Origin of the sequence: Mesorhizobium kowhaii (assembly GCF_003253745.1) — a bacterium.
Lineage (GTDB): Bacteria > Pseudomonadota > Alphaproteobacteria > Rhizobiales > Rhizobiaceae > Mesorhizobium > Mesorhizobium kowhaii.
The window spans coordinates 358,563-383,977 of the sequence record NZ_MZXV01000056.1 but is presented as its reverse complement, the minus strand read 5'-3'; the positions used below and the strand labels follow the sequence as shown (position 1 = coordinate 383,977).

General features: G+C 61.1%; 16 protein-coding genes. 7 read left to right on the top strand and 9 right to left on the bottom strand.

Features of this window, described 5'->3' with window-relative positions:
- The first annotated feature begins 19 nt into the window (after positions 1-19).
- Positions 20-4,588: a hypothetical protein gene (locus B5V02_RS27260; protein ID WP_111547125.1), complete on the top strand. Its 4,569-nt coding sequence runs from the start codon at positions 20-22 to the stop codon at positions 4,586-4,588.
- Between the two features lie 332 nt (positions 4,589-4,920).
- Here B5V02_RS27260 and B5V02_RS27255 read toward each other — a convergent pair whose 3' ends face one another.
- Positions 4,921-5,286, bottom strand: a complete 366-nt coding sequence (locus B5V02_RS27255; protein WP_111547228.1) for a CHAP domain-containing protein — start codon at positions 5,284-5,286, stop codon at positions 4,921-4,923.
- Between the two features lie 264 nt (positions 5,287-5,550).
- Here B5V02_RS27255 and B5V02_RS27250 point away from each other — a divergent pair, with 264 nt between their 5' ends.
- From B5V02_RS27250 to B5V02_RS27240, 3 genes are all read left to right on the top strand, one after another.
- Positions 5,551-5,742 carry a hypothetical protein gene (locus B5V02_RS27250; RefSeq protein WP_167458678.1) on the top strand — a complete coding sequence of 64 codons (192 nt, stop codon included), beginning with the start codon at positions 5,551-5,553 and terminating at the stop codon, positions 5,740-5,742.
- Positions 5,743-5,900: 158 nt separating this feature from the next.
- The gene (locus B5V02_RS27245) at positions 5,901-7,007 is read left to right on the top strand and encodes an OmpA family protein (protein ID WP_111547124.1); all 1,107 of its coding nucleotides are present in this window, start codon (positions 5,901-5,903) and stop codon (positions 7,005-7,007) included.
- 19 nt (positions 7,008-7,026) lie between these two features.
- A complete protein-coding gene (locus B5V02_RS27240) occupies positions 7,027-8,271 on the top strand; it encodes a caspase family protein (RefSeq protein ID WP_245446207.1) in 1,245 nt (414 codons plus the stop codon).
- A gap of 43 nt (positions 8,272-8,314) precedes the next feature.
- On the opposite strand, the gene B5V02_RS27235 is transcribed toward B5V02_RS27240, so the two are convergent.
- Positions 8,315-8,890: a DUF6931 family protein gene (locus B5V02_RS27235; RefSeq protein WP_208647146.1), complete on the bottom strand. Its 576-nt coding sequence runs from the start codon at positions 8,888-8,890 to the stop codon at positions 8,315-8,317.
- Between the two features lie 194 nt (positions 8,891-9,084).
- On the opposite strand from B5V02_RS27235, the gene B5V02_RS27230 reads away from it, so the two are divergent.
- Positions 9,085-9,621, top strand: coding sequence for an OmpA family protein (locus B5V02_RS27230; RefSeq protein ID WP_111547121.1), 537 nt, complete (start codon positions 9,085-9,087; stop codon positions 9,619-9,621).
- Between the two features lie 128 nt (positions 9,622-9,749).
- Here the strand turns inward: B5V02_RS27230 and B5V02_RS27225 are convergent, their stop codons facing one another.
- From B5V02_RS27225 to tagH, 7 genes are all read right to left on the bottom strand, one after another.
- Positions 9,750-12,080, bottom strand: a complete 2,331-nt coding sequence (locus tag B5V02_RS27225) for a M23 family metallopeptidase (protein WP_111547120.1) — start codon at positions 12,078-12,080, stop codon at positions 9,750-9,752.
- Entirely contained in the window at positions 12,077-12,487 is a 411-nt protein-coding gene (locus B5V02_RS27220; protein ID WP_167458677.1) for a DUF1036 domain-containing protein, read from the bottom strand. The genes B5V02_RS27225 and B5V02_RS27220 overlap by 4 nt, the downstream gene beginning before the upstream one ends.
- Before the next feature lie 105 nt (positions 12,488-12,592).
- Entirely contained in the window at positions 12,593-15,052 is a 2,460-nt protein-coding gene (locus B5V02_RS27215) for a serine/threonine-protein kinase (protein WP_111547119.1), read from the bottom strand.
- A gap of 5 nt (positions 15,053-15,057) precedes the next feature.
- A complete protein-coding gene (locus B5V02_RS27210) occupies positions 15,058-15,831 on the bottom strand; it encodes a PP2C family protein-serine/threonine phosphatase (protein WP_111547118.1) in 774 nt (257 codons plus the stop codon).
- A 157-nt stretch (positions 15,832-15,988) separates the two neighbouring features.
- Positions 15,989-19,552: a type VI secretion system membrane subunit TssM gene (gene tssM / locus B5V02_RS27205; protein ID WP_111547117.1), complete on the bottom strand. Its 3,564-nt coding sequence runs from the start codon at positions 19,550-19,552 to the stop codon at positions 15,989-15,991.
- A gap of 22 nt (positions 19,553-19,574) precedes the next feature.
- Entirely contained in the window at positions 19,575-21,086 is a 1,512-nt protein-coding gene (tssL, locus tag B5V02_RS27200; RefSeq protein ID WP_111547116.1) for a type VI secretion system protein TssL, long form, read from the bottom strand.
- Between the two features lie 325 nt (positions 21,087-21,411).
- A complete protein-coding gene (tagH, locus tag B5V02_RS27195; protein ID WP_111547115.1) occupies positions 21,412-22,401 on the bottom strand; it encodes a type VI secretion system-associated FHA domain protein TagH in 990 nt (329 codons plus the stop codon).
- Positions 22,402-22,647: 246 nt separating this feature from the next.
- Here tagH and B5V02_RS27190 point away from each other — a divergent pair, with 246 nt between their 5' ends.
- Together B5V02_RS27190 and B5V02_RS27185 are read left to right on the top strand one after the other, a co-directional pair.
- Positions 22,648-24,975 carry a type VI secretion system Vgr family protein gene (locus B5V02_RS27190; RefSeq protein ID WP_111547114.1) on the top strand — a complete coding sequence of 776 codons (2,328 nt, stop codon included), beginning with the start codon at positions 22,648-22,650 and terminating at the stop codon, positions 24,973-24,975.
- A gap of 1 nt (position 24,976) precedes the next feature.
- Complete coding sequence (locus B5V02_RS27185; RefSeq protein WP_111547113.1) at positions 24,977-25,411, top strand: DUF6484 domain-containing protein; 435 nt, start codon at positions 24,977-24,979, stop codon at positions 25,409-25,411.
- The last annotated feature ends 4 nt before the right edge of the window (positions 25,412-25,415 follow it).

The following is a 25,415-nucleotide window of genomic DNA, read 5'->3' as shown; positions in this document are numbered from 1 at the left end:
CCACGCAGCGGGGGCTATCATGAGGCAGGGGACGAAACTGGGAAATACGGAGGAGTCGGCGCTCGGTCTGCGCAACCGCCTGGTGCTCGGCACCGCGCTCGCGGCGAGTGCCTTCCTCGGCGGCTATCGCGGCTATGTGCGACGTGCCTTTGCGGACTGCAGCGGCGCCGGCGGCATTTACACCTGCAGCAACGTGACGACGATGACGCAGAGGCTGCCTCCGCTCGGGTCGCCTCCCGCTGTGCTCAACGTGACAACGGACAACACCTTCAGTATCAGCACAGCCGCGGGCAACGCCCTTACCCTCACGGGCACTGGCGGACTCACATTTAGCGACTACGCTTCTGGAGACCCCAATTTCTCGACCATCACTGGCTATATTAGTGGCATCGCCGCTCGCAACTACAGTAGCGGTGCACTGTCGATCACCACGACAGGGACCGTCACAGGAAACAACCAATCGAGTCCCGGAGTCGGCGGAATAGGCATCTACGCCCACAACTACGTCGGAACCACCGACCTGACGATCCAGGCGGCGGACGCAAGCGGTGCGGGAAACGGCATCCGCGCCATTAACCAGGGAAGCGGAGCGCTGTCGATTACCGCCAGCGGGACGGTGACGAGTACGAGCACGAACTATTCCAGCATCTCCGCCGCGAACTTTGGCACTGATCTGTCGATCGTGGTGGCGAATGCGACAAATCAGATCAATGCCCATAATTACGGAAGCGGCGAACTGTCGATCGCCGTCACGGGGACGGCGGCTGACTCGACCTTTCCCGCCATTTTCGCTCGCAACCACGCTGGCACAAATCTAACAATTACGGCCGCAGGTACAGTGACTGGAACGTCCGGCATCTACTCCCGCAACGACGGGAGCGGAGCACTATCGATTACCGCTACCGGTGCGGTGACGGGGACGAGTGCCAACGGCATCCACGCCCGCAACTTTAACGGCACCGACCTAACGATCGACGTGGCCGGTGTGAACGGCGCGACATACGGCATCCGCGCCTCAAACTACGGGAGCGGCGCACTGTCGATCACAGCCAGCGGTGCAGTGACGGGGACGACCAATAACGGCATATACGCCCTCAACGAAAGTGGTACCAATCTAACGATCGATGTGGCCGGCGTGAGCGGGGGGACCACCGGCGTCCTTGCCCGCAATTTCGGGAGCGGTGCACTGTCGATCACCGCCACCGGTGCAGTTACGGGGACGAGTGCCAGCGGCATCTACGCCCGCAACTATGGCACCGATCTAACGATCGACGTGGCCGGTGTGAACGGCGCGACATACGGCATCCGCGCCTCAACAGACGGGAGCGGAGCACTGTCGATTACCGCTACCGGTGCGGTGACGGGGACGAGCAGATACGGCATCTATGCCAACAACTCCGGTGGCACTGATCTGACGATTGAAGCGGTAAATGTGTCCGGCGGGACATCCGGCATACACGCAGAACACTACGGCACAGGCGCACTGTCGATCACCGCAACCGGTACAGTAACGGGAACGGCGGGAGACGGGATTTATGCCCGTACTTTGTCCGATGTTATTTCCAGCACCAATCTGACTATTGATGCGGCCACTGTAAGCGGCGGGACCTATGGTATCTCCGCCGAACACCACGGCACCGGCGCCCTCTCCATTACCGCCACCGGTACCGTGACAGGGGGCAACGGCGCATTGACTGGAGGCATCTACGCCCGAAACTATGGCAGCGATCTCACGATCGTCGCGGCGGGCGTGAGCGGCGGTCTGGGCATCGGCGCCGACCAGGAGGGCACTGGCGTGCTTTCGATTACCGCCGCCGGCACGGTGACGGGGACGTATGCGAGTGGCATTTTTGCCTTTACGGGGTTCAACTCCACCGGCCTCACGATCAATGTTGCTGATGTGAGCGGCGTCATCGGCATCGAGGCCGAACACCATGGCACAGGTGCGCTCTCCATCACTACAACAGGCACGGTGACGGGAGCGGTCGATGGTGGGGGGATCTTTGCACTGGCGTATGACAACGCGACCGGCTTGGCCATTCAAGCGGCAGACGTAAGCGGTGGGGCCTACGGCATCTTGGCCATACTCCACGGTAGTGGTGGCGCGCTCTCCATAACCGCCACGGGTGCAGTCACCGGGACAATCGATGGCGGCATCTTCGCCCAGACATTCGACAACGCCACCGGGCTATCAATTGCAGTGGCGGATGTGAGCGGCGGAACCTATGGCATCCGTGCCCTCCACGGAGGCACCGGCGCGCTTTCGATTACCGCCACCGGTACGGTGACAGGCAATGGCGGCGCGGGCATTTACGCACGCAACGACTCCGCCGCCACTGGTTCGGCTACTACGGTTACGGTGCAAGATAGCGCGACGGTAAGCGGCGCCACGGTCGGCGTCGAGCTTGTGTCCGGCACCGGCCGCGCAGCGGGCGTGGATAATGCCGGTTCAATCGCAGGTGCAACGGGTATCCTCGCGAACACGGCGGGCTCGGTCACGATCACGAACGCCGGTTCAATCACCGGCACTGGCGGCACCGCAATCGATCTCACCGGCGCGGGTGCCAGCACAATCAACCAGCAGGGGGGCGTCATTACCGGCAACATCCTGCTTTCGGCCCGCCCGGACGTGGTCAGCGTTGCCGGCGGCACCATCACCGGCAATGTTGTCGGCGGGGCGGGCGACGATAAAGTGACCGTCAGCGGCGGCACCATCACTGGGAACGTAACTGGCGACGACGGTGATGATATCGTAGCCGTCTCCGGCGGCACCATCCGCGGCAGCGTCACCGGCGGCGCCGGCTTCGACCAAGTTTCAGTTTCCGGCGGCACCATCAAGGGCGGCATCGACGCAGATCACGTCGATCTCTCCGGCGGCACGATCGACGGTGACATCACCGGCCTCGGCCCCAATACGCTGATCATCAACGGATCCGGCGCGGTCGATCCGCTCAACCTTGCCGACGGGGTCCTGTTCAGCGGTACGGGCGCCAACGGCACCGTCACTGACACCGACCTCGCGGCCGGCGGCAAGAGCCAGAACTTCACCGGCTTCGACAATTTCTCGGCCGACGCTTCTACGCTCCGCTTCAGCGGCGGCACACAAGGCATCAACCAGCTCAACCTGGGCAACGGCTCGACGCTGTTCATCAACGGCAATGTCACCATGCCGGGTTCGATCATCGCGACGAATTCAACGCTGTTCATCAACGGCAACCTCACCATGTCTGGTTCGATCATCGCGACGAATTCGCTGATCGACATGACGGACGGCGTCGCCAACGACGTGCTGAGGCTCGGCGGCCTCACCCTCAACGGCGCCCGCATCGGCCTCGACATCAACCAGCAGACGGTGCAGTCGGATCAACTCATTGCCAGCGCGTTTTCGGCCACCGGCGCCAACACCATCATCGTCAATCTGCTGGGCACGCCGCAATTCGCCCAGGCGACCGATATCCCGATCATTGTCTCGGCCAGCGGGCCGGTTACCGGGACATTCGATGTCCAAGGCATTCCCGGCACGCCCGGTTCGCTTTTTACCTATCAGCTCGTAACTGGCCCGGGCGGCTTGTTCCTGCGTGCCACGCCGGCCAATTTCGGTATTGCCGCGGCGCCCACCAGCGCCACCAACGCCGGCGCGGTCACTGTGGCAATCGACGCTCTCTACGGCATAAACCGAGATGCGCTCGATTCTGACCTCAACCTGTCGCCCGCAACCGGGGGTGCAATGGTGCCGGTTTCGTCCAGCTTCGGCGTCTTCGCCTCCGGCCAGTTCGCTCATACCGAGCATGACGGCTACGACATCAGCGGCGGTGGTCTGAATGGCCCCGGCCCGAGCTTCGATGCCAATGATTTTTCGGCCGCCATCAGCCTGGATTTCAATGCGGCCAAACACTTCCAGTTCGACAATGAGTATGGCCTGAACATCGGTATTTTCGCCGGCTATGCCTCGACCGATGTCAACCTCGGCGCGTTCCGGGGATTTGATGCCATCGGAGAAGGCACCAACAAGGCTGGCATGTTCGGCGGCTACGCGCTGTTCCGCAAGAACTATGACTACGCGCTGGTCTCCGCCTCCGGCTTCATCGGCGGAAGTGATGTGACGAACGGCGTGCTTGGCACCACCGGCAGCTATGACACCGAGGGCTATGCGGTGACGGCATCGGTCGGCCACATCTTCAAGCTGGGCGAGCGTACCCGTTTCGATCTGCGTGGTGGCCTGCTTGGCGTTTCGTTCCGCGGCGATCCCTACACCGACAGCGGCGGCAACGAGTTCGGCAAGAGCAAGCTTTCTTTTGGCGCGATCAAGTTCGAGCCCGGCATCTATGGCGATTACACGCTAAGCAACGGCATGGTGCTCAGCCCCTATGCGCGATTCGAATTGCAGCAGCGTTTCGGCTACAAGAACACGACCGAAATCGACACCAGGGAGATCGACTTCGACGATGCGGATTTTTCCGCCGCGCTGTCGACCGGCTTCAACCTGAAAATGTCGGAGTTGACCACCGTCAGCGGCGAAGTCCGCGGCAAGGCGTCGTCCGACAGTTCCATCATCGGCGCCAAGCTCGGGGTGAAGATCGCCTTCTAGCTAAAAGCAATTCCAGGGAAAGTGCGAACGGTTTTCCCTCCGGAATTCTTATGGACGTTCGTTCGGTCCTCCGAGAATCGCTAAAGCTTCAGCGACTTCAGCTTCCTCGCTCAGGACCGAATGAACAACCTATTGAAACCTCACATCTAGAGCGGCGGCTTTTCATGTGAATCCATATCCTGCGGCTGTGATGTAGTTTCTGCATTCTCTTGGAGAGAGAAGAGATTGCAGATACCGCCTTTGGCCTGCCGCAGGGCGTCGATGGTTCGGATAGCCTTTGCTCGCAGACGCGCTTTGAGCTTGGAAGATGAGTAACCTTTTCATTGTTACTCTCAGGGGTGACGGTAAATTTTATATTTAGGCCTTATTCGGCGATAAGCCGAATTTGGGTAAAAGCCATGATTTTGCTTGAAATCGGAGATCCAAGTTCTGCCGTCATAGATAGCCATGTGCCCGGCCGGATGTCCATCTATTGGCTGTATAACTACAACGTCGCCAGGCATTGGCATGATTGTATTTGTCTCAACAAATCCGGCGTTTGTTAGATTCCTTCCGTAATCTTTAGCGTAATTAGTTGGGAATAATGTTACTCCACCACTTTCTATTGCCTCTCTTACAGATTTTGCACAGTAGCGAGTGCTAAAGGGCTGAGCATGGCTTTGTGCAAAGGAAATAGCCTTATTTCTATCCCAAGGCATAATAATACTCCCGGGCCTGAACGGTATCAGCTTGCGCAGCAATTTAGCCCAATACCGGCCCTTTGAAAACCGGACACATGCAGGGCGACGTTTCCGCAGTCTTGCGTGTTTTGTATGCGCCAGCCAACAAAACGTCTGTGCGATCCTCTCCAAACCATCATCGGCAACGAATTCGGCAAGAGCCAGCTTTCATTTGGCGCGATAAAGTTCGAGTCGGCATCTATGGCGATTACACGCTAAGCAACGGCATGCTGCTCAACCCCTATGCGCGCGGCGAATTGCAGCAGCGTTTCGGGGGAGATCGCCTTCGACGATGCGGATTTTTACGCCGCGCTGTCGACCGGCTTCAACCTGAAGGTGTCGGAGTTGATCACCGTCAATGGCGAAGTCCGGGGCAAGGCGTCGTCCGACAGTTCCATCATCGGCGCCAAGCTCGGGGTGAAGATCGCCTTCTAGCCAGTGCGGCGAATCCGAAATTCCTGTCACCTTGAGTGGCGCACCGCGCGATCAGCGGAGATGCTCGCCAAGCGAGAGCAAGTGTTCTATGCTCTCGATCGGCACCGCATGGTCGTGATGTCGATACGGAAGTCTGTTGTCATAGGCAGGGGGGTTCCATGTTCGAAGTCGTCGGATTCTGGTGGAAAACACGAAGAAGCTGGCTCGCCATAAAGACGCTTGGCTTGATCGTTGCGCTGTCCGTGTTGCTTTTACCCGGACTGGGAACCGCGAACGCACAGCCGAACTGGACGCTCGATCCGACCGCTTCGGTGCTCACCTATCAGTCGGTCAAGAAGAACACGATCGTCGAGACCAACAAGATCAGGAATATTTCCGGCAGCCTCACTTCGGCGGGTGATGCCAAAGTCACCTTCGACCTCAATTCGGTCGATACGGGGGTCGACCTTCGCAATGTCCGTATGCGGTTCCTCTTCTTCGAGACATTCAAGTTTCCGTCCGCCGAACTGACCGCGAAGGTGGATCCGGCGGCATTTGCCGACCTGGCGACCAAGCGACGCGTGAAGGCGGTTCTTCCATTCCGTCTTAACCTGCATGGGGTCGACAAGGATCTTCAGGCCAACATCGTGGTGACCATGATCAGCGACAACATGGTATCGGTCGCTTCGGAGGCTCCTGTCGCGGTGCACGTGGAAGACTTCGGGCTGCTGCCGAACGTCGACAAACTCCAGCAGGCGGCCAATGTGACCAATATTGTTCCGACGGCTTCGGTGTCGTTCGATTTCGTGTTCACCGCTGACGGCAGCAAGTCGGCTGCTGTCCAAACCGTCGCGGCGAGCGCGACCGATGTCGGACCCGTCGCCACCGATGCGGCGAAGACCAACTTCAGCGACGAGGAGTGCCTCAACCGGTTCGCGGTGCTGTCGCGTACCGGGGCTATCTACTTTCGAACGGCGAGCGCGCGGCTCGATACCCAAAGCCGCCCGCTGCTTGCGGAGGTCGTCGGTGTCGTTGGCAAGTGCCCGGGCCTGAAGGTCGAGGTTTCCGGACACACCGATTCCGATGGGTCGCCTGTCGAGAACAAGCATTTGTCGGAGCGCAGGGCCCAGGCGGTTGCCGACGCCATTGTCGCCGCGGGCATTCCTCGCACGCAGATCACGGCGACCGGCTACGGCGAGGATCGCCCGGTTGCTGCCAACGACACGCCGAAGAACAAGGCGCTCAATCGGCGGATCGAGTTTTCCGCCACCAAGCTCGTCAACTGAGGAAGGATCCGTTGTCCCGGTGAGTTTCGATCTGATTGCCCGTTGCGGTGGCCTTATGCGCGGCATCGGGCTTGTAGCGCTGGCACTGCTTTTGACTTTGTCGGCCGCCAGTGCCGAACGCCGTGTTGCGCTGGTCCTTGGCAACTCCCAGTATCAGCATGCGCCGGCGCTGCCCAATCCGGTGCGCGACGCCCAGGCCATGGCCGAACGCCTGAAGGACCTGGACTTTGAGGTCGTTTCCGGCTTCGATCTGACCAAATTGCAGACCCAGACGACGATTGCACAGTTCGCAAAGCAGGTGCGCGGCGCCGACATCGCCCTTTTCTTCTATGCCGGCCACGGGTTGCAGGTTTCTGGCAGCAACTACCTGCTTCCGGTCGATGCGGCACTTGAGGACGAGACCTCGCTCGACTTCGAGGCGGTGCCTGTGGATTTCGTCCTGCGGCAGATGTCGCGCGAGACCAGCATAAGGCTGATTTTCCTCGATGCCTGTCGTGACAATCCGCTTGCCGAGGTGTTGGCAAGGACCGCCGGCGTCACGGGAGCAAAAAGCGGCCTTGCCGAAATCCCGATCGAGAACGGTGGCGCCGGCACGCTTGTCGCGTTCGCCACCAGTCCTAACCAGGTCGCCTATGACGGATCGGGCGAACATTCGCCGTTCGCTTCGGCGCTGCTCGCGCATATGGGCGAAACAAATGTTTCCATCACCGAAGCGATGAACCGCGTTACCGCCGATGTCTTCAAGGCAACCGCCGGCAAACAGCGCCCCTGGATCAATGTCTCGCTGACCACCGAGGTCGTCCTGCACAAGATCGATCTCAACGCGCCGCTGATCGTCGGCGAGGCGACCGCTCCGCAACCGGAAGGCGGCTCGGACGTGCGCAACGCCACGGCAAATCCGCCGGGCTCCGCTGACGACGCCCAACTGGCACTCAATGTGCTTCGTCAGAAAATCCCAAAGCTTGCCTCGGACGACCCCATCTTTTTCGACCACCCTATCGATTTCGGCGATCCGGAAATCGACGGCAAGAGCATTGCCGAGCTCATCAAGAGCAAGCCGCGTTTCAGTCCGGTGGAGGGACTGGACAAGTCGGTATGGGAAGGCAAGCACTGCGACGGCTGCCATCAATGGAACGAGGCCCGGCTGTGCGAACAGGCGAAAAATTTCGCCGCCAACGATGTCTCCGTCTTGCGCCTGCAGCATCCGCTTGGAACGCGCTTCAAGGTGGCGCTGGCCAAATGGGCTCAAGGTGGCTGCAAGTAAAGCGCATCGCCTGAATCCGATCAAACACGATGCGCTTTAGGCTCTAATATGCATCCGCTGATTGGCGCAGCGCCTCGATCTCGGCCATCTGGATGCCCATTTCGACAAATGCCGAAAGAACGGAAAACCGGTCCGCGAGTGCGACACGTGCCAGTCCGGCCAGAATCCCGGCATTGACTGCATGGGCAGCAGGAAATGGTTGCGAGGCCGATGCCATCGTCGCGGCCGAACCATTGTCACGCCATCCCGCGGCCAGGGCAATCCAGCCGACCGGCGTTGTTGGCGGTGTCGCCGCGGCTGTGCTGACGGCTGCCCGATGGCGGGGACTGTCCGGTTCACCCACCCAGTCGCGGACAAGCGCGAGCAATTCGTGATCGTTCTCATCGAACAGGTCGGTCAGGTGGCTCAGGCATTCATGGGCCCACCAGACCGCGGCCCGCTCGGGAAGCAGGTAGGCACAGAATGTAATCGCTTCCTCGGGAACGCGTCCGGCGAGGAGCTCGCGGCAAAACGCGATCGAGTGCTGTTCGGTTGGAAGGGTTCTCATGTCCCGGGCAATAGCGGGACAAGCCATGAAAAGATCCCGTGCCGTTTTGAATCGGAGCCCATTATTGGCCATGACCGCCACGCTTTCATCGAGGAGCTTTGGCCACTCAAGCCCTAGGCGCGGCGCGGGTCAAGTCTCAACCCGTGGCATGGCAACAACTGTCGGTCGACACTGTCGTGCCCCAGCGTTTGTAGACAGACAATTGCCTGGGAATTTGGTATGATCGCAGCCGCTCGAAATCTGGTGCTCAAACAGGAGGAGCCGCTATGCAGTGGAGCAGTTCAGCCTTTGTGTTGGCGGTCGTGTTTTGCTCGACCCACGCTTTCGCCGACCCCGTTCAGAAATCAGAAGACATTGTGAAGTTTTTTGCCGGTGCGGCCGATCTCGGCAAGTCGCGAGGAATTTGTGTCGGCTCCGAGGAGGAGTGCAAAAGCAAGAGCAAGGCAAGTGACGCGCCAGGAGGAAAAACCGGCCTCGACATGATGATCAATTTCGGCCTGGATTCGGCCGAACTCGACACGACTGCGCGCGCTGAACTCGGCGAGTTCGCCAAGGCCCTGAAGGACAACCGGCTGAGCAAGTTCAACTTCGTCGTGGAAGGCTACACCGACGCCACCGGCACGGTGCACTACAATGAGGGCCTGTCGCAACGACGAGCGCAATCGGTGGCAGCCTTCCTGACGGCTAGCGGCATCGAGACGGCACGCATCAACCCGATCGGCATGGGCGAAAAGAATCCGCGCAGCCCCAACCCGTACGATCCTGTGAACCGCCGCGTGGAAATGCGGATAAAGACGCAATAGCCGCCCAAAACCGCACGGCGGTCTTGGGATGGCGAACGCTAAGACAAAGATTTGGAGCCTGTCCCATCCCGATGGAATTGGGATGGGGGGCACCAGTAATTTAGGAGACTCATGCCGCGCGGGCAGGTTCAAAGCGTGTTCTGAATTGAGCTTATGAGAGCCGTGACGGCCTGCTTGTATTTTTCGAACTCCGGCGATGTCTGGCGGATCTCCGTGGTCGTTGTCAGTGGGCCGGCGTCGGTGGCCACACGGCTCAGCTTTTGGCCCATTTTCCTTTCGGCCCAGTCCACCACATAGCTGGCTGTCTTGCCGGTGAGAAACGGGTTGGCCTGGATGACGGCCGACCCCAGCACGGCGCTCAGTTGCGCCGAACCTGTCGCCGACAGCACCTGATGCGCGCCTTCCATGCCCAGGAAATGACAGAGATACAGCCGGCCGGCCGTGATCTGGTGACCGCGCGCCCGAAGATAGGCCTCGCCTTCGCGCGCCAGATTGCGCACCATCTCACGCGAGATCGTGGCGTCGTAGCGCAGAGCGAGCAGGTCGGCGGTCGACAGCGTGCGCGCAAGTTCCGGACGGTAGGTATTCATCATCCTGATCCAGGTCTTGGTTATGAACTGGCCGGCGCCGGTCGCTGAGGAATTTGGATTCTTGGCGCGAGCGCTGCCACCACTTTCGACATGAACGATACGGTCGGTGAGCGTTTCGACAGCGGAATCGTCCGAAGCGACCGCGGTAACCGTGCCCAGGGGGTCGATGGCCTCGCCATTCTGATAAAGTTCGAAATGCAGGTGAGGCCCGGTCGAGAGGCCGGTGGTGCCGATGTAGCCAATGATGTCGCCGGCTTTCACCTTGGTGCCGACACCGGCCGCGATTGCGAATTTCTGCATATGCGCATAGCGCGTCTCGCGCCCATTTCCGTGCGAGATCTTCACCAGATTGCCATAGCCGCCGCCATCGCCCTGGAAGGTGATCTCGCCATCGAAGGCCGCTACGATCGGCGTGCCGACGGGCGCCGCCCAGTCGACGCCCTTATGGATGCGAACGGTCCCGAGGATTGGATGCTTGCGTGGCCCGAAGGTGGAGGTCATGACCCCGTTGACCGGCGTGACCATGCCGTTGGTGACTGTCAGCGAACGAACCTGATCGTCCCCCGTAACGCACGCAAACTGGCCGTCGCTCTGCTGGAAGACGAAACAGTCGAGGCTTTTTTCGGTGCCCTGGACGCCCACATACAGCACCCGCCCGGCACCCTCGTCCTTGCCGCGCGGCGTCTGCGAATAGATCAGCACAAGACGCTGGTCCTCGCTTGCGAAGGCGTCCAGATCCTGTCCTCTCGAGAGATACATGATCGCTTCGCCGATCACCCCGGTCGGAACACTGTTGCGGGCTGCCGTCGAGTAGATCGCGTCGAGCAGACGGTACTGCCTTTTGTGCGTGCCTTCCGCCTGTGCACCCGAATAGTTGAACAGATCTTCGCGGACCCAGGGATCAACACCCGACACGAACCCGCCGGCGGCGTTGCGCGTCAGCGTCCCGACGAACACGTTCTTGGCATAGATCGAAACCTGCATGAGGGACATCGTGGTCGCCTCGCGCGTTGGCCTGAAACCGCGCATGGCAACGACATAGCCCGGTTCCAGACCGTCCCGGTTGAAAAGCGCCTTCAGGGCCTCGCCTGCCAGCTTGGCATCGTCGGCGGAGAAATGCGCATCGAGCGCAACGCTGTCCAGGCTGCGGTCGTTGAGGATCTTCACGAACGTGTCTTCGGTCGCTTCGAACCGCTGATACTCATTCGTGACGACCGCGACGCTGGTGTTGTTTTCGATCTGGGTCTTCTGGAATGCGGGCAGCGCCGCATCGCCCGCATCGATCGTTTCGCCCCAGCCGGCTTCGGGATCGTCGGCGTCCGCCTTCTGGTCCGAAGCCGCCGCAGGTTCCCCGGCGGCGGGCGATGGCTCAAGATCGTTCTGCAGATCGCCGGATGGTGCGGCAGTGGTCTTTCGTTGCGCCTGGAAGAATGCGAAATCCTCCTGCGTCGAGGGTATCGTCGTCATGAATTTTTCGCTGGCGCTAAGCATGACGTCGGACAGGATTTCGATCTGGGGCGAAACGCCGGCCTGATCGAGTTCCGCCGGGCGCGGCATCACGCGGCCTTTCGTTGCGGCGCCGGCATCGGGCGCAAGCGTGATCCACATCGGGTCCCCGGCCAGGTCGATAATGGCAGGTACATAGACCGACGCATCGGCCGGCACATCGTCCACGCCTTCGACCGCGTGCAACTCCTCGTCTTCGTCGCCGAACGACCAATAGTCCGCGGTGAGGTAGAAACCGGCAGCGATCGAAAACAGGACAATCACTGCGAGACCGGCAAAGAGCCGGCGCCAAAGCGTGCGCCTGCGAAGGGCAGCGCGCGCCTGCTTTTTCTGCCTGAAGCTCGTGTCGATATTGTGCGTCACGGATTGCTTCCGGTCAGGAAGAAGGTCCACCGTACCTGCTCGAGTGTATCGACTTCGAGAAATTGCGCCGCGATGTGGCCGCGCTGCCAGCATTCGTCGATGCCGCGTATCGAGAAACGTCGCCGCTCGATGCACATTTCGGTCGATCCGGTGAGAATCGCATGGCCGAAGACGTCCGTCGCATAGATGTAGATGTAGCGGTTCGTCAGTTCCTCACGGATGACGTTCACGCATTGATTTGCGCCGATGGTCCACCAGCCGTCGGTCTGGTCCGTATTGTCGACCTTCTGGCCAACAGCGAGATTGACGACGTCGAGCGTCTGGTTGCAGACCGTGAATTCGGCGCGCGCTTCGCTGGATGACAGCACGGCCAGCAGTGCGGCGCCCGAAATGACCGCAAGCCTCATGCGGCCAGTCAGGGCAAACAGGGCTCGAACCGGATCACGCTGCTTTATCGGCAGGTCGGCAGACGAGTGGGGCAAACACGAGCGGCGTTCCATCGGGCGCCCATGCTATCCGCCGAGCCGGAAATACTTGGCGGTGGCTGAGAACTGAGATCCGTCGGTCTCGATTTCCTCGAGAATTTTGGGGAGCACCACCGAGGCTGGCGTTGGCGTGGAGAACGCAGCCGCCTGAATATCCTTGGGGCCGGTGATCACCATTATGATCTGCGGCACTGCCTTTCCGGCGGCCTTGTCGGCGGTGCCGAGACCAATCGGGATTCTGAAGGTAGCCGTGTCCGATTTTGCGACGACGCGGTCGTCGAGATTGAACACCATGCCTTTGTGATCGATCAACAGCACGGTGGAAATGAGCCCGCCACGTGTCACCAGCGTGCCGCTGATCGGCGTACCGTTCGGCACCGATGTCCGATCGAGAACAAGTTGCGGCTTGTCGGCCGCAGTCTGCCCCAGAAAGCGCAGAAAGTTGGTGACTTCGCATTGGCTTGGTTCAATGAGGCGGACGCTGATATCCGGCTCGACATGGAATTTTGCCTGGAAATCGCCAAGCATCCGCTCGAATGGCTGAACCTCCGTTCCAAATCCTTCGATCGCGGCGGCCTTGTCGGTTGCCGACGTCATGGTGGCATAGAAGCAGTCGCCGCCGCCGAAGTCGCGAACCCAGGAGATTCGTTGCGCGATGTCGTCGACGACCGGGGGAACCTCCGGTTTGGGCACGTTCAACGTGACCACAGGTTGGTCCGGCTCTTTGGCTGCCGGTGACACAGCCTTTTGGGTCTCTGCGTTCGCGACATCCGTCTGGCTTGCGGTGGGTTTGGGCGCCGGCGCGGTCGCTGGCGGCTGGCTGGTCTGCGGTTCGGGCTTTTGGCTCTCGACAACCTCTGGCTGGGCCGGCGGTGGCGTTGAGACCTTCTCGGCTGCTGGCGGGGCTGGAGCGGTCGTGTCAGGCGGCGGAGCCGGCGTTTGACTGTCGCTGGCCATCTTATCCGGCTGGATTGCCGGCGATGCCTTTTCGGGCGGCGGCTGCGCGTCCGTTGCGGATGGTTTCGGGGGTTCCGCGCTCTGCGAGGGGACTTCGGCGGGCTTGGCCGGCTGCGGCTTTTGAGCCGCCGCGGCATCTTGCTGATTTTCAGCCGGCGGTGCGCTGGCCTCCGGCTGCGCGGGCGGAACTGCCTGCGCGGGCGGAACTGCCTTTGCCGGCTCAGGGGCGTTCGCGGCATTGTCTGCAGGAGCCGGCTTTGAAGGTTCTGGTGCAGGCCTTGATGGCTCTGGCGCGGAAAGCGACGTCTTGCCGGCCGTCGGCATCGCAGGCGTCATGAAGCCGCTCAGATACAGGCCCGCGCCGGAGGCGACAGCCAGCGTCGCCAGGGCAGCGATCGCGATGGTTCGGGTCTTTGTGGATTTTCCAGGCACATCAGCCGTGACCGCGCGTGGAGGATTGGCGAACGCCGGAGGCCGCGGTTCGGACAAATGCGCGGGCCGCACATGCGGGACGAAGGGCTGCCCAGCCGAACCCGCTGCGGTTGCGGCATCGTGCCTCTCGACATTGGATGGCCGGGCCTGGGTCTTGGTATCAGGCACAAGGGTTTGCCCGGCTCGCGGCAAACCCGTCCGATCGCGGGGTGTGATGGACGTCGGTGGCGTTGTCCCTTCGTTGTCGTCACGCGTCATCCTGGCGATTTCCGCCATGCTGACGGGCCGGTCTTGCGGATCCGGTTGCAGCATGGCTTCGACAATGTCACGAAAATCGTCATCGATGTCGGAGAGATCAGGCACGGTCCGGCGCTTTTCTATGACCTCGAACTGCGACCCGCTCATATCGATCGGCTTGCCGCGCAAAGCGGCAACCAGCACCAGCCCCAGGCTGTAGATGTCGGACTGCTCGCTGACGTCGCCGCTGTAGAGCCCAAGCTGTTCGGGGGAAACGTAGTTGTATTTTCCCGCGAACTTTCCGCCGATCAAGGTCTCACCGCCCACGGTCGCCGACCGGGCGATACCGAAATCGATGATCTTTGCGCGGTCGACCCGGCCCCCCGGCAGGATGATGTTGTCCGGGGAGAGGTCGCGATGTATCGCGCCCGCCTGATGCACCGCGCTCAGGCCGGACGCGAGGCGATGGCAGAGCTTGCGCACCTCTTCCGTCGGCATCGCGCCACGTCGCATGATGTCGAACAGCGACTCGCCGTCGACGAATTCCATGGCAAGGTAGGGACGGCCGATCCCGGGATCGATCGTGAAGACGTGATACCGCACGACCGCATCATGCGACAGGCGATTGAGGATCAATGCCTCCTTGCGGAACAGGGACAGGATCGTCTGGTCACGGGCGAACTCGGGCAGGACGATCTTGATCGCGACGTGGTCGCCGGTCTGGATGTTATGACCACGGTAGACCTCCCCCATGCCACCGAATGCGATCCGCTCGTCAAGCTCGTAGATGCCGCTGAGTTGCGTGCCTACGGCGGTGTTGGCCATGCCCCCCGATATTCGCGTCTTGTCGTCGGCGCTCATCGGCCTCAACCCTCCGCTTTGTAGAGATCCGGACGGGGCGATTGCCCATCGCCCCCGTCGCCGATCTTCACAAGCACGATAGTCACATTGTCTGTTCCGCCACGCGCCAGCACCGTTTCCAGCAGGTTTTCGCAGGCCGCCTGGGGTGTTGCGGACACGGTCGCCGCCTCGATCTCGGCGTCGCTGACATGCGCCGTCAGCCCATCGGTGCTCAACACAAAAATGTCCCCCGGCATGATTTCGCCTTGCTGGAAATCGATGACGATCTCGTCGCTGACGCCGACCGCATGCGTGATGACGTTGCGGCGCGGCCAGGTGCGCGCTTCGCTTTCGCTGATCATGCCCCTGTCGACGAGCTCCTGAACTTCGGTGTGGTCCTTCGAGATCTGCGAGATCGAGGCGTTGCGGATCAGATAGACGCGGCTGTCACCCGCCCACAGGCAGGCAAACCGCCCATCCATCGCCAGCAGGGCGGCAACAGTGGAGCCGATGGTTATGCCGCGAGATTCGGATATGCCGCGGATCTCGGCATTGGCCCTGCTCAGCCTGTCCTCGAAGCGCGCCCGAAGATCAGGTGCTGAGCTGGCAATGCCGATCGTTGCCAGGTGATCGACGATACTGGCTGAAGCGACCTCTCCCGCGTCATGTCCACCCATTCCGTCGGCTACCACCCAGAGGCCAGTTTGTGGCTCGACCAGATAGTTGTCTTCATTGAGCTCACGGACACAGCCTTTGTGGCTCACGCCGAAGCTCTCAAAGGGAAGGGCGACATTGTTCAATTTGCCACCAAGCGCTTCTCAAGCGTCCTCTGCGGCGCACTTTCGGGCGCTCGCTCGTGTCACTTTGCCACAGGCTCGAACATTAAAGTATCGAAAACTAAGGTCTGGGCATGTGTGGTCTGCGGATCGGCGCCGTGCCGACTAGATCAACCTCATCTCAAAACGCCTTAGGACAGCTGAACCCGGAAAGCGCGGGGAGGAAGAAGGGGTTGGAGCCGGAGCCTGCCTGGATCGTATAGGTAACGTCGCGTCCGCCGATCACGAAGCGTGCTTGCACGTTGCTGTCGCTGCCGGTGATGGCAGCCTTGTCCAGAAGCCGCTTCAATGCCCACGGCCCTTCGAACTTGATGGCGGATTCGCGGCCTGGCATTTCCGGCGTCAGGCTTAGACTGGCGGACGCGGAAGCCGTACCGCTTGGCCACGTCACCGTGCTTGGCGCGTTGCCCGTCTGGTTGCTCTGGACGATCTGACCGTCGGCATCGAGTATCGCCGTATCGGCATCGCCATGCAGCGAGAATGGTGTGAAGGTGACGCTGACCGAGGGCACCGAACCGCCCGATGGGAAGAAGGCGTTACGGATTTCCGCAGCCAGCTGGAAGTCTTTCAGGGTCGATTTCGACAGGTCGCGTCCAAAGCGCGCATCCTGTTTCCAGCTCCAGTCCTGGCCGGTCATATCGATCAGCGATGCGAGGTTTTGTGCGAAGAACCGGTCCATCAACCCGCCCGGCGCGAAAAGTTTCGCGAAATCCGCCATGGCAACGTCCTCGGTGCCGTCGCCGGCGAAGGGATAACGGCCGTTGATCGCCGCCTCACAGGGGGCCGTGACCGTCTGGTCGAGCATCTGGTTCAAGTTTGCCGCCGAGGTTTCGGCGACGTTGCCTTCAAACTCATCCGCCGTCGCGTTGACCATCCGGCCGAGTTGCTTGGGCAGACGCGAGACATTGGCGCGAAGGGTGGCTATCTGCAGCTGCAGGTTCGTATTGACGCGCTCCGTCTGCGAAGGAACTTCGGCCGCCAGTTGCAGGCTCTGATAGATATCGCTGAAGTTCTGGGTCAGGGCATCGATTGGGCGGTGTCCAGCAGGGCCGTTCACCAGGGCCTGGAATGGTCTGAACTGCGCTTCAATGTTCGCACCTGGATTCAGGTTCTGCATGTCGGCGGGTCTTGTGCCGGCGCGGCTTTGCGATTTGCCGGTGGCGATTTGTATACCAATGCGGGCCAGGCCCCTGCCCAGATCTGCGGCGTTCCGCGGCTGGTTTTGAGCCGTGCCTGCTTCGATCTCGGCGCCAGGACTGTTGCCGTCACCAGGGTCTCGCGTCAGCGCTGTTTCGTTGGCGATCGCCGCAAAGAGCTGGTTTATCGGTGAGGTTGGCGAGGCAGCGGCAGAAAGCGCGATGTAGTGTGGCTTGTCCGTCAGCATCGCTTTGAATTTCAACCGGTCGAGAACGCTGTTCCACGCGGCTGCGAACTCCTTCCCGTAGCGATCGAGAAGTTCGGGACCGAGCTTGAGCAATTGCTGATCGATGGCGCCTTGCTCGCCGCCGCCGCCGAGAACCCATTGCTCGTCGACAAGCATCTGCGCAATGCGCGAAAGTTGTCCGAGATAGAAGGTGTTGAAGCCGGCATAGGTGTAGATACCGGGAACACGAAGGCCTGACAGATCGCTGCCGTCGATGCGCTCGAACAGCAGCTGCGCTTCCGGGCCACCCTTCTGGGACACAGAAAAATCGTCCAGCGCTGCCGCGTATATCGCCGACCTGATCAATGCGGAAGCTCGATCGGCAAGGCTCATACGCCCGAGAGAGCGTTGAGCGGCTTCAACAAGCGGCTGGTTAAGTTCGAAGACGGGATCATAGGCGTCGTCCAATGCGAGCATGGCGCGCAGGTGCTTTTCGAGTTGCTCGCGTCCTTCACGGTTGTTTTCGCCTGGATATCGGTTCTGCTCCCAATCCTGCTTCATCCAGGAAACGATCAACGCGTCATCGACCTTCGGCGCCTTGCCGCCAAGCATCAGATAGATTTTCAACGGTTCGTAGAGCGCGATGGGATCGGCCATCTTGGCCTGGATCGTCCGCTCGGCCTGGATCAGCAGGCGCGATCGGAACATTCGTTCCAGCCCTTGCCGATAAGCCGTTTTGGATGCCGAAAGAAGTCTCTCCCGCTGACTGAGGCCGAACGTCTCGTCGATCGGTGTCGGTAAGTCACCGGTTTCGAACCCGGCCGGCAGATCGCGCAGTTGGTCGAGCGGGCCGATGACGTTTTCAAGGTCGACATCGGTGACCGTCGTGCTTTTGAGCAGCGGGGCCGCCGTTTGGCGATACTGGCCCATGGCCAGACTTGTGGAGGCGATCAGCGACCGGTTGGCCGCGAAGCTCAGGGCGAGCGTACCCAGTACAGCGGCAGCGATCAAAGCTATTGCGCTAAGGCCGCCAAATCTGGCGATCGCCGCATGCCTTGCCGCCGATTTATCGTAAGAAACCCATCCGGATTCGGCAAAAATGACGTCCGTCAGCAGATCGTGCAAAAAGAAGCTTTTGCCGGTTCCGGAGAGGTGAGGGCGGGAATTGCCGCCGAAATTGCGGCCAATCGCGCCCAGCACCTGATCGATCGGCGTCCCCTCTTGCGTGCCTGACGAAAAATACAGTCCACGCAGGCTGACATTCACCTGGCTGCGCCCCGGATCGAACAGGCCGGCGACAAAACTGCCAATTCGACCTCGCAGCGCGCCAAACTGTGCCGGAAAGCCAAAGATGGAGATGCGCGTGACCGGATCGGTTTCTTCCTGCAGGCGGTCGGCCATCTCGTCTGCCAGCCGTTTGGCCAGCGCATCGAATTCGGCAGGGGCCTCGGCGGCCATGTTCCTGTCGCGCTCCGCGGTCTGGAATGTCGCGCCCCACACTTTTCGCCTGCGCGGCTCGTCGAAATCGCCGAAGTAATCCATGAACCCGGAAACAAGATCAGCCTTGGTGAAAAGCAGATACACTGGAAACTGGATTTTCAGCGTCTCGTGGATTTCCCTCAGGCGGCTGCGTATCTCGACGATGTGGGCATCAAGCTGCTGCTCGTCGAAGCTCATCAGATCGGCAAGGCTGATGGCCAGGATAACGCCGTTTATCGGTTGTCTGGTGCGGTACCTTTTGAGCAGCGACAAGAAGGCGAGCCAGCTCTTCTTGTCGCTCTCAGCATTGGAGTCCTGCGTCGTGTAGCGTCCGGCGGTGTCGATCAGCACGGCCTGGTCGGTAAACCACCAGTCGCAGGAGCGTGTTCCGCCAACGCCAGCCACCGGTTGGGCGTCCCCCGAACCGGCAAGCGGAAAACTCAGACCCGAATTGACCAGTGCCGTTGTCTTGCCGGCACCCGGCGGGCCTATGACGACGTACCACGGGATTTCGTAGAGAAAGTTGCGCTTGCCGCTCGACCGTTTGAGCGCCGCCACGGCCTCATTCATGCGGGCTTCGAGCACCCGCGAGTCGTCATCGCGGTCGTCATTGTGTGCAACGACAGTTTCGAGCGCTTTTTGCGCCTTTCTCGCTTGCCAGAAACGCAGCCCGTAGAAAAGCGCCAGCGTCGCCACGATCACACCAATGATAGTCGCGCGCAGCCAGGCAGGTCCCAGCGGGCGGGTATCGGCGAAGCGGATCAAGGGCCCGGCAAACCACACTGCCGCCGCGAAGCCGGCTAGCGCGATCACGCTGAACATCCGCAGCAGCCAACGCGTCATGGGCGCTTCCAACAGGCCGTGCTCACAATGTCTCCTCCCTGGGGATCATCACATCGACACGGCGGTTCTTGGCGCGGCCTTCCGGCGTCGTATTGTCGGCGATCGGTTCGTCCTCGCCCTTGCCATCGACCGTCAGCCGCGAGGGATCGCTGAATTTCGATGCCATCATCGTTTCGACAGCCTTCGCCCGGGCGACGGAAAGGTCGAAGTTGGATTTGAACGGGCTCGACTTTCGCGGTTTCACATTGTCTGTGTGGCCGACGATCCGGATTGGTCCAGGCTCGGGCTCCAGGGCCGCGGCGATGTCCGCGGCAATGGCCTGGAATTCCGGCTTCGCCTCGGCCCTGCCGGACTGGAACAGCAGGAGATTGTTGATTTCCACCACGATGAAGTCGCCCTTCGTGCCGATGGTCAGCCCACCGCCTTCGACTTCCTTGGCCAGTGCCGACCGAATGCGATCGATCTGCGCGGTGGCTGCAGGTGGGGTGACTTTGACCGGCTCGGCCAGCGGCGCCACGCTGGCGCGCTCGATGGCGACCGGTGTCGACGGGTTGAGTGCCAGCAATTCACCGGCGGCGGCGTCGCCTTCATTGGTGATGAAGACCCGCAATGCGAAGAAGGCCGCTGTCAGCAGCGCCGACGCCGCCGCCGCAACCACCCAAAGCGGCAGGCGGGCCGACGGCTGCGCCATCGTCGCCGCCAGGCCCTGCCAGCGCGGCGAGATGTCTTCACCGGCACGCGCCCTGAAGTAGCGAAGCGTCTCGTAGACGTCGCGTCGAACGCGTTCGAGATTGTTGTCTTCGCGCCTCACGCCTCGATACTGGCCCTCGAAGCCCAGCGACAGGCAGGCATGCATCAGTTCGAGCAGATCGTAGTGCGTCTCGGGATTGGCCAGTATCGTGTTCAGGGCTTCGTAGAAGCCTGTGCCGGCTGTCTCGGTGTGAAAGAACTGCAACAGCATGCTGTGTTGCGCCCAGTCGTCACTCTTGGGCCAAGGCAGGTTGCCGATGAGATCGTCGGCGGTTTCGCACAGAGCAAATTTCGCAATCCGCGCATCCTCTTCGGGAACGTCGGATTTCTCCATTGCGCGGTCGAATTTTTCAATCGCGTCGGCGACATGTTGCGCCAGTGGCTCCGCTTGTCTTTCGACGGGCATAAGCCTGAGCTGCCCGAACAGCATCAGCAAGGGTGCTGCCGCGGCGAGAATAGGGTTTGCCGCGGAGTATTTGACTGTGTCCGCGGCGCTGAGCAGGGTCGCCTGCTCTACGACCGGTGGCGGCGCGGCGGCGGAAGGGCCGGCGCCTGCCGCGGCACCCAAAGCCGCACCTTGATAAATCACGGTTCCGGATGCCCAGCCCGGCGGTGTATGCCGCCCGACACCAGGATCGAATACCGTTGAATCCTTGACCGGAGAGGGTTGGCCTCCGTCAGTGGCAGGTAGCTCGGGAACTGGCGGCGATTTTTTCTCGCGCCGTGGACTTGCGCGAATGACGGTCTTGCCCGCCGGGCCGAAGGGGTCGTCCTTCGAGTTCATCGCCGATCGTCCGTGCAGGCGGTGTGCCCGCGATTGGGCGAGATAGGCCGGTTTCTGGTCAGGTAAAGAAAAGGCAGCCGCTGCCTGCCGTGGCAGTCTCCGGAGGAAGATTGGCTAGAAAACGCTATCCCGCCGTAACATGACATTTGCCGCAGACCCCCAGCTCAATGAGTCTTACCCGCTTGGCGAATTGTCGTATGCAATCGTAATCTCAGAAACTGCCGATTGGAACCGGATGCCGGGCGTCGAAGAGACTTTCTTCGCCGATTGGTGTGCGATGCGTTTCCTGGCCATGTGTTTCCTGGCCATGCGTTTGTTGGATCGCCTATTTTTGCTTGTCGGCTTTGGCGTAGGCCTCGCTGAAATAGGCCAGGAATATATCCAGCATGCCGTTTTCGTGTGCTTCCTCCATGGTCCGCCATGTCGCGACATAGGCGTCCCAGGCCTGGCTCTTCTTCGACGTAAACGACGTAGGCGGGAGTTTCCTGCCGATCGCCTCGGGCGACAGGTCGTCAAGCAGCCGGGAGAGCGCCGCTTGCATGGCTGCATAGGTGGCAAATTCGTGCGTCTTGAGATCGCGGAATGCGTCTTCGATACTGCGCCTGGCATCAAGATAGCCGGCCCTGCGACGGGCGAACATGATTTCGAGGATGTCGTCGGTTCCTGGAACGAACTTCAGCGGATTGTTGTCCGCAGCGCTGATCATCGTTCGTTGTGTGCTCTTGGCCAACATTTTCGCGGCCGCGCGTGCTTTCAGCAGCACGGTCAGTTCCTCGACCACCGCCCGCAGGACCGCGCCGATTTCGGCAGCAACCTCATGCGGGTCGCGCAATTGCAGCAATTCCGGCGAAATGCCGGCTCCGATCGCGATCTCCCGCAGCACCTCGTCCTTGGTGGAGGGCAGGGGGGGCGACGAGAATGTCGGCGCTGGAACGCGCTGCCCAGGCCGTTGCTGCGCCGGATCGAAGAAGGGCCCGTCTCCGAATTCCAGCGATCGGCCTGTCGCGTCGATCGATACGACGATGACGTAACGGCCGATCAGCATCCGGTCGCCATGGCCCAGCCGATGCGGGCCGGTCATGCGCTGGCTCGATCCATTGATGAAGGTGCCATTGCGCGAGACATCGCGCAGCCAGAACGCGCCCGCCTCGTAGCGAACCTCGCAGTGCCGGCCGGAGATGAACTTGTCCGGGTCGGGCAAGGTCCAGTCGCAAGCATCGCGTCCGATTTCGAAGCCGCGATCACGGGCTGCATAGCTGGCCGAGATGCCAGCAGGCAAGGAGTCGGCATTGTTGATTTGCAGACTGATGTACATCCAGGGTCGCCGTCGATCGTTGATCGATACGCCACCATTCTAGCAGTTTGCGCGTAAAACAGGACAGCCGCGTTTCGAGCCGATGAACTGGCAGGGTGAGTTCAGTCGCGCCACCCGCCCTCTTTGGTCAGCGGGGCACATGTGTTAGGCTCAACTTGGCCTTGTGCGGCGGGTCGAAAAAGTTCCTGAGATAACTGGAACTTCAATCCACCGCGCTGGCGGCCGCGTCCAGGAGGGGCACGACCCATGCCGAACGAACGTGCCACGGTTGTGCAGACACCGGTTGGCGCCGAGCTGTTGACGTTCACGCATCTTGTCGGGCGCGATGAGATCAGCCGTTGTTTCGCCTATACGGCCGGGTTCGTAAGCACGGACGCCAATATCGATCCGCTGAAGATGCTGGGCGGGCCGGTCTCGATCGAAGGTGAATCCGATCCGAAGCGCTGGTTCAGTGGCATCGTGTCCGAGTTTCGGCTCACCGGCATCGAGGATCGGCTGGCCTACTACGAGGCGGTCATCAGGCCGTGGCTCTGGTTTCTCGGCAACACCACCGATTGCCGTATTTTCCAGAACAAGAGCGTCGTCGACATCGTCAAGGACATCTTCAAGAAATACAGCACGGCGGAATTCGATCTGCGCCTGCAGGGATCCTATCCCCCGCGCGAATACTGCGTGCAGTATGACGAGACCGATCTGGATTTCGTACAGCGGCTGCTCGAGCATGAAGGCATCCTGTATTTCTTCGAGCACGATGACGGCAAGCATACGCTTGTCCTGGCTGACGCGATGAGCAAGCTGAAGCCTGCGCCGGGCTACGAGAAAGTGCTCTATAACTTTGAAGGTCAGGGTTCCCGGCGCGATGTCGAGTACATCACCGAATGGATACCGGGCAGTTCGGTGCGCCCGGGCGCCTACGCCCACACCGATTATGATTTCAAGAAGCCGGGCGCCGACCTGATGGCCAAGTCGGCCCAGCCGTTCAGTCACAAGCTGGCCGCGGGCGAGAACTACCGCCAGCCCGGCGCGCATCTCGAAGTGGGCCGGGGCGACAGCCTGGCCGGGATCCGGCGCGAGGAAATCCAGGCCGTGCACCAGCGCATTGCCGCCGTCGGCACCGTGCGCGGCCTGTATTCGGGCTGCACCTTCAAGCTGGATAGCTTTCCGCGCGAGGACCAGAACCAGGAATATCTGGTGGTGAGCGCCGAATACAGGCTGTTCGACCCGGGCTACAGAGCCCATGCCGACGTCGACAGCGAGAACTTCAAGGTGATCCTCGGCGTGGCGCCGACCGCCTTGCCCTATCGTCCGCCGCGGATCACGCCACGGCCGATCATGCGCGGGCCGCAGACGGCGACGGTGGTTGGTCCATCCGGCGAGGAAATATTCACCGACAAATATGCACGGGTGAAGGTGCAGTTTCATTGGGACCGTCTGGGCAAGAAGGACCAGAACAGCTCCTGTTTCGTGCGGGTCTCGCAGACCTGGGCCGGCAGCGGCTGGGGGTTCATCCAGATACCGCGCATCGGCCAGGAGGTGATCGTCGATTTCATCGAGGGCGATCCGGACCTGCCGATCATCACCGGCAGGGTCTACAACGCCTCCCAGATGCCGCCGTACGGCTTGCCCGGTAGTGCCACGCAATCCGGCTGGAAATCGGACTCCTCCAAAGGCGGCGGCGGCTACAACGAGCTGATGTTCGAGGACAAGGCCGGCTCCGAACTGGTCAATTTCCAGGCGCAGAAGGACCACAACCTTCTGATCAAGCACGACCGCACCAAACTGGTCCAGCACGACCAGTCCGACCGCATAGACCACGATGCCAAGCACTCCGTCGGCCACAACCTCGACGAGGACGTCGGCAACAACAAGACGGTCAAGGTCGGCGTCGACCAGACCACCAACATCGGCTCGAACGACACCGAGACAGTGGGCGCCAACCGTTCGCTCACGGTCATGGCCAACGAGACGATCCATGTCGTGTCGAACTCGACAGAGAACATCGACGCCAATCATTCTCAGACGGTGGGGATCGTCCAGACCATCACAGTGGGCGCAGCACGCATCGATACGGTTGGTGCTGCCGAGACGAGAAGCGTTGGAGCGGTTCAGACGAACACCATCGGCGCGTCGCGGTCGGTTACCGTTGGTATCAGCCAGAGCCATAATATCGGCACCTCGGACAGTTGGAATATCGGGGCGGCGCAGAGCGTCAATGTCGGCGCCGATCAGAGTTTCGCTGTCGGCGGGGCACAGTCGTCCGAGATAGGCAAGGCACGAACAGCCAAAGTCGGCGCTGATGATGCCACCGACGTCGCTGGCGCGCATGCTCTCAAGGTCGGCAAGGCCAGCGGCATCGAGATAGCCGAAGACAGTTCGATCAAGGTGGGCAAGAAGCTGGTGATCGACGCAGGTGACGAAATCACGATCAAGTGCGGCGACGCGGTCATCTCAATGAAGAAGGATGGCACGATTTCCATTAAGGGCAAGGATATCCGCATCCAGGGCAGCGGCGATGTCCAGGTCAAAGCTGACGGCGACGTCAAGATCAAGGGTAGCAATGTCTTCAACAACTGAAATGACCGGACGCGACGAATCGGTTGAAGGTATCGACGGGGTCGTCATCGGGCTGTTGATCGGCTTCGAGGAAGGTGCGCCGCTAGTGGTGTTCGTAGGCAATCCCGGCGACACGGCACTCAGGGCGCGCAGCCTGGCGAGACTCGACTCCTCGGCAGTAGGCGCGGAGGTGGCGCTGCTTTTCGAAGGCGGCGATCCCGGCCGCCCGCTCGTCGTCGGACGCATTGTAGACCCAGCTCACACGCGCGAACAAGTGCAGGTGGTCCGCGACGGCGAAACGGTGACGCTGAACGCCAGGGAACGCATCGAGCTACGTTGCGGCCTAGCCTCCATCATTCTGGAGAAGAACGGCCGCATCTCGATCCGCGGCAGTCAATTGAGCAGCCAGGCAAGCGGCGTCAACCGCGTGCGGGGCGCGGCTGTTCACCTCAACTGAGAAG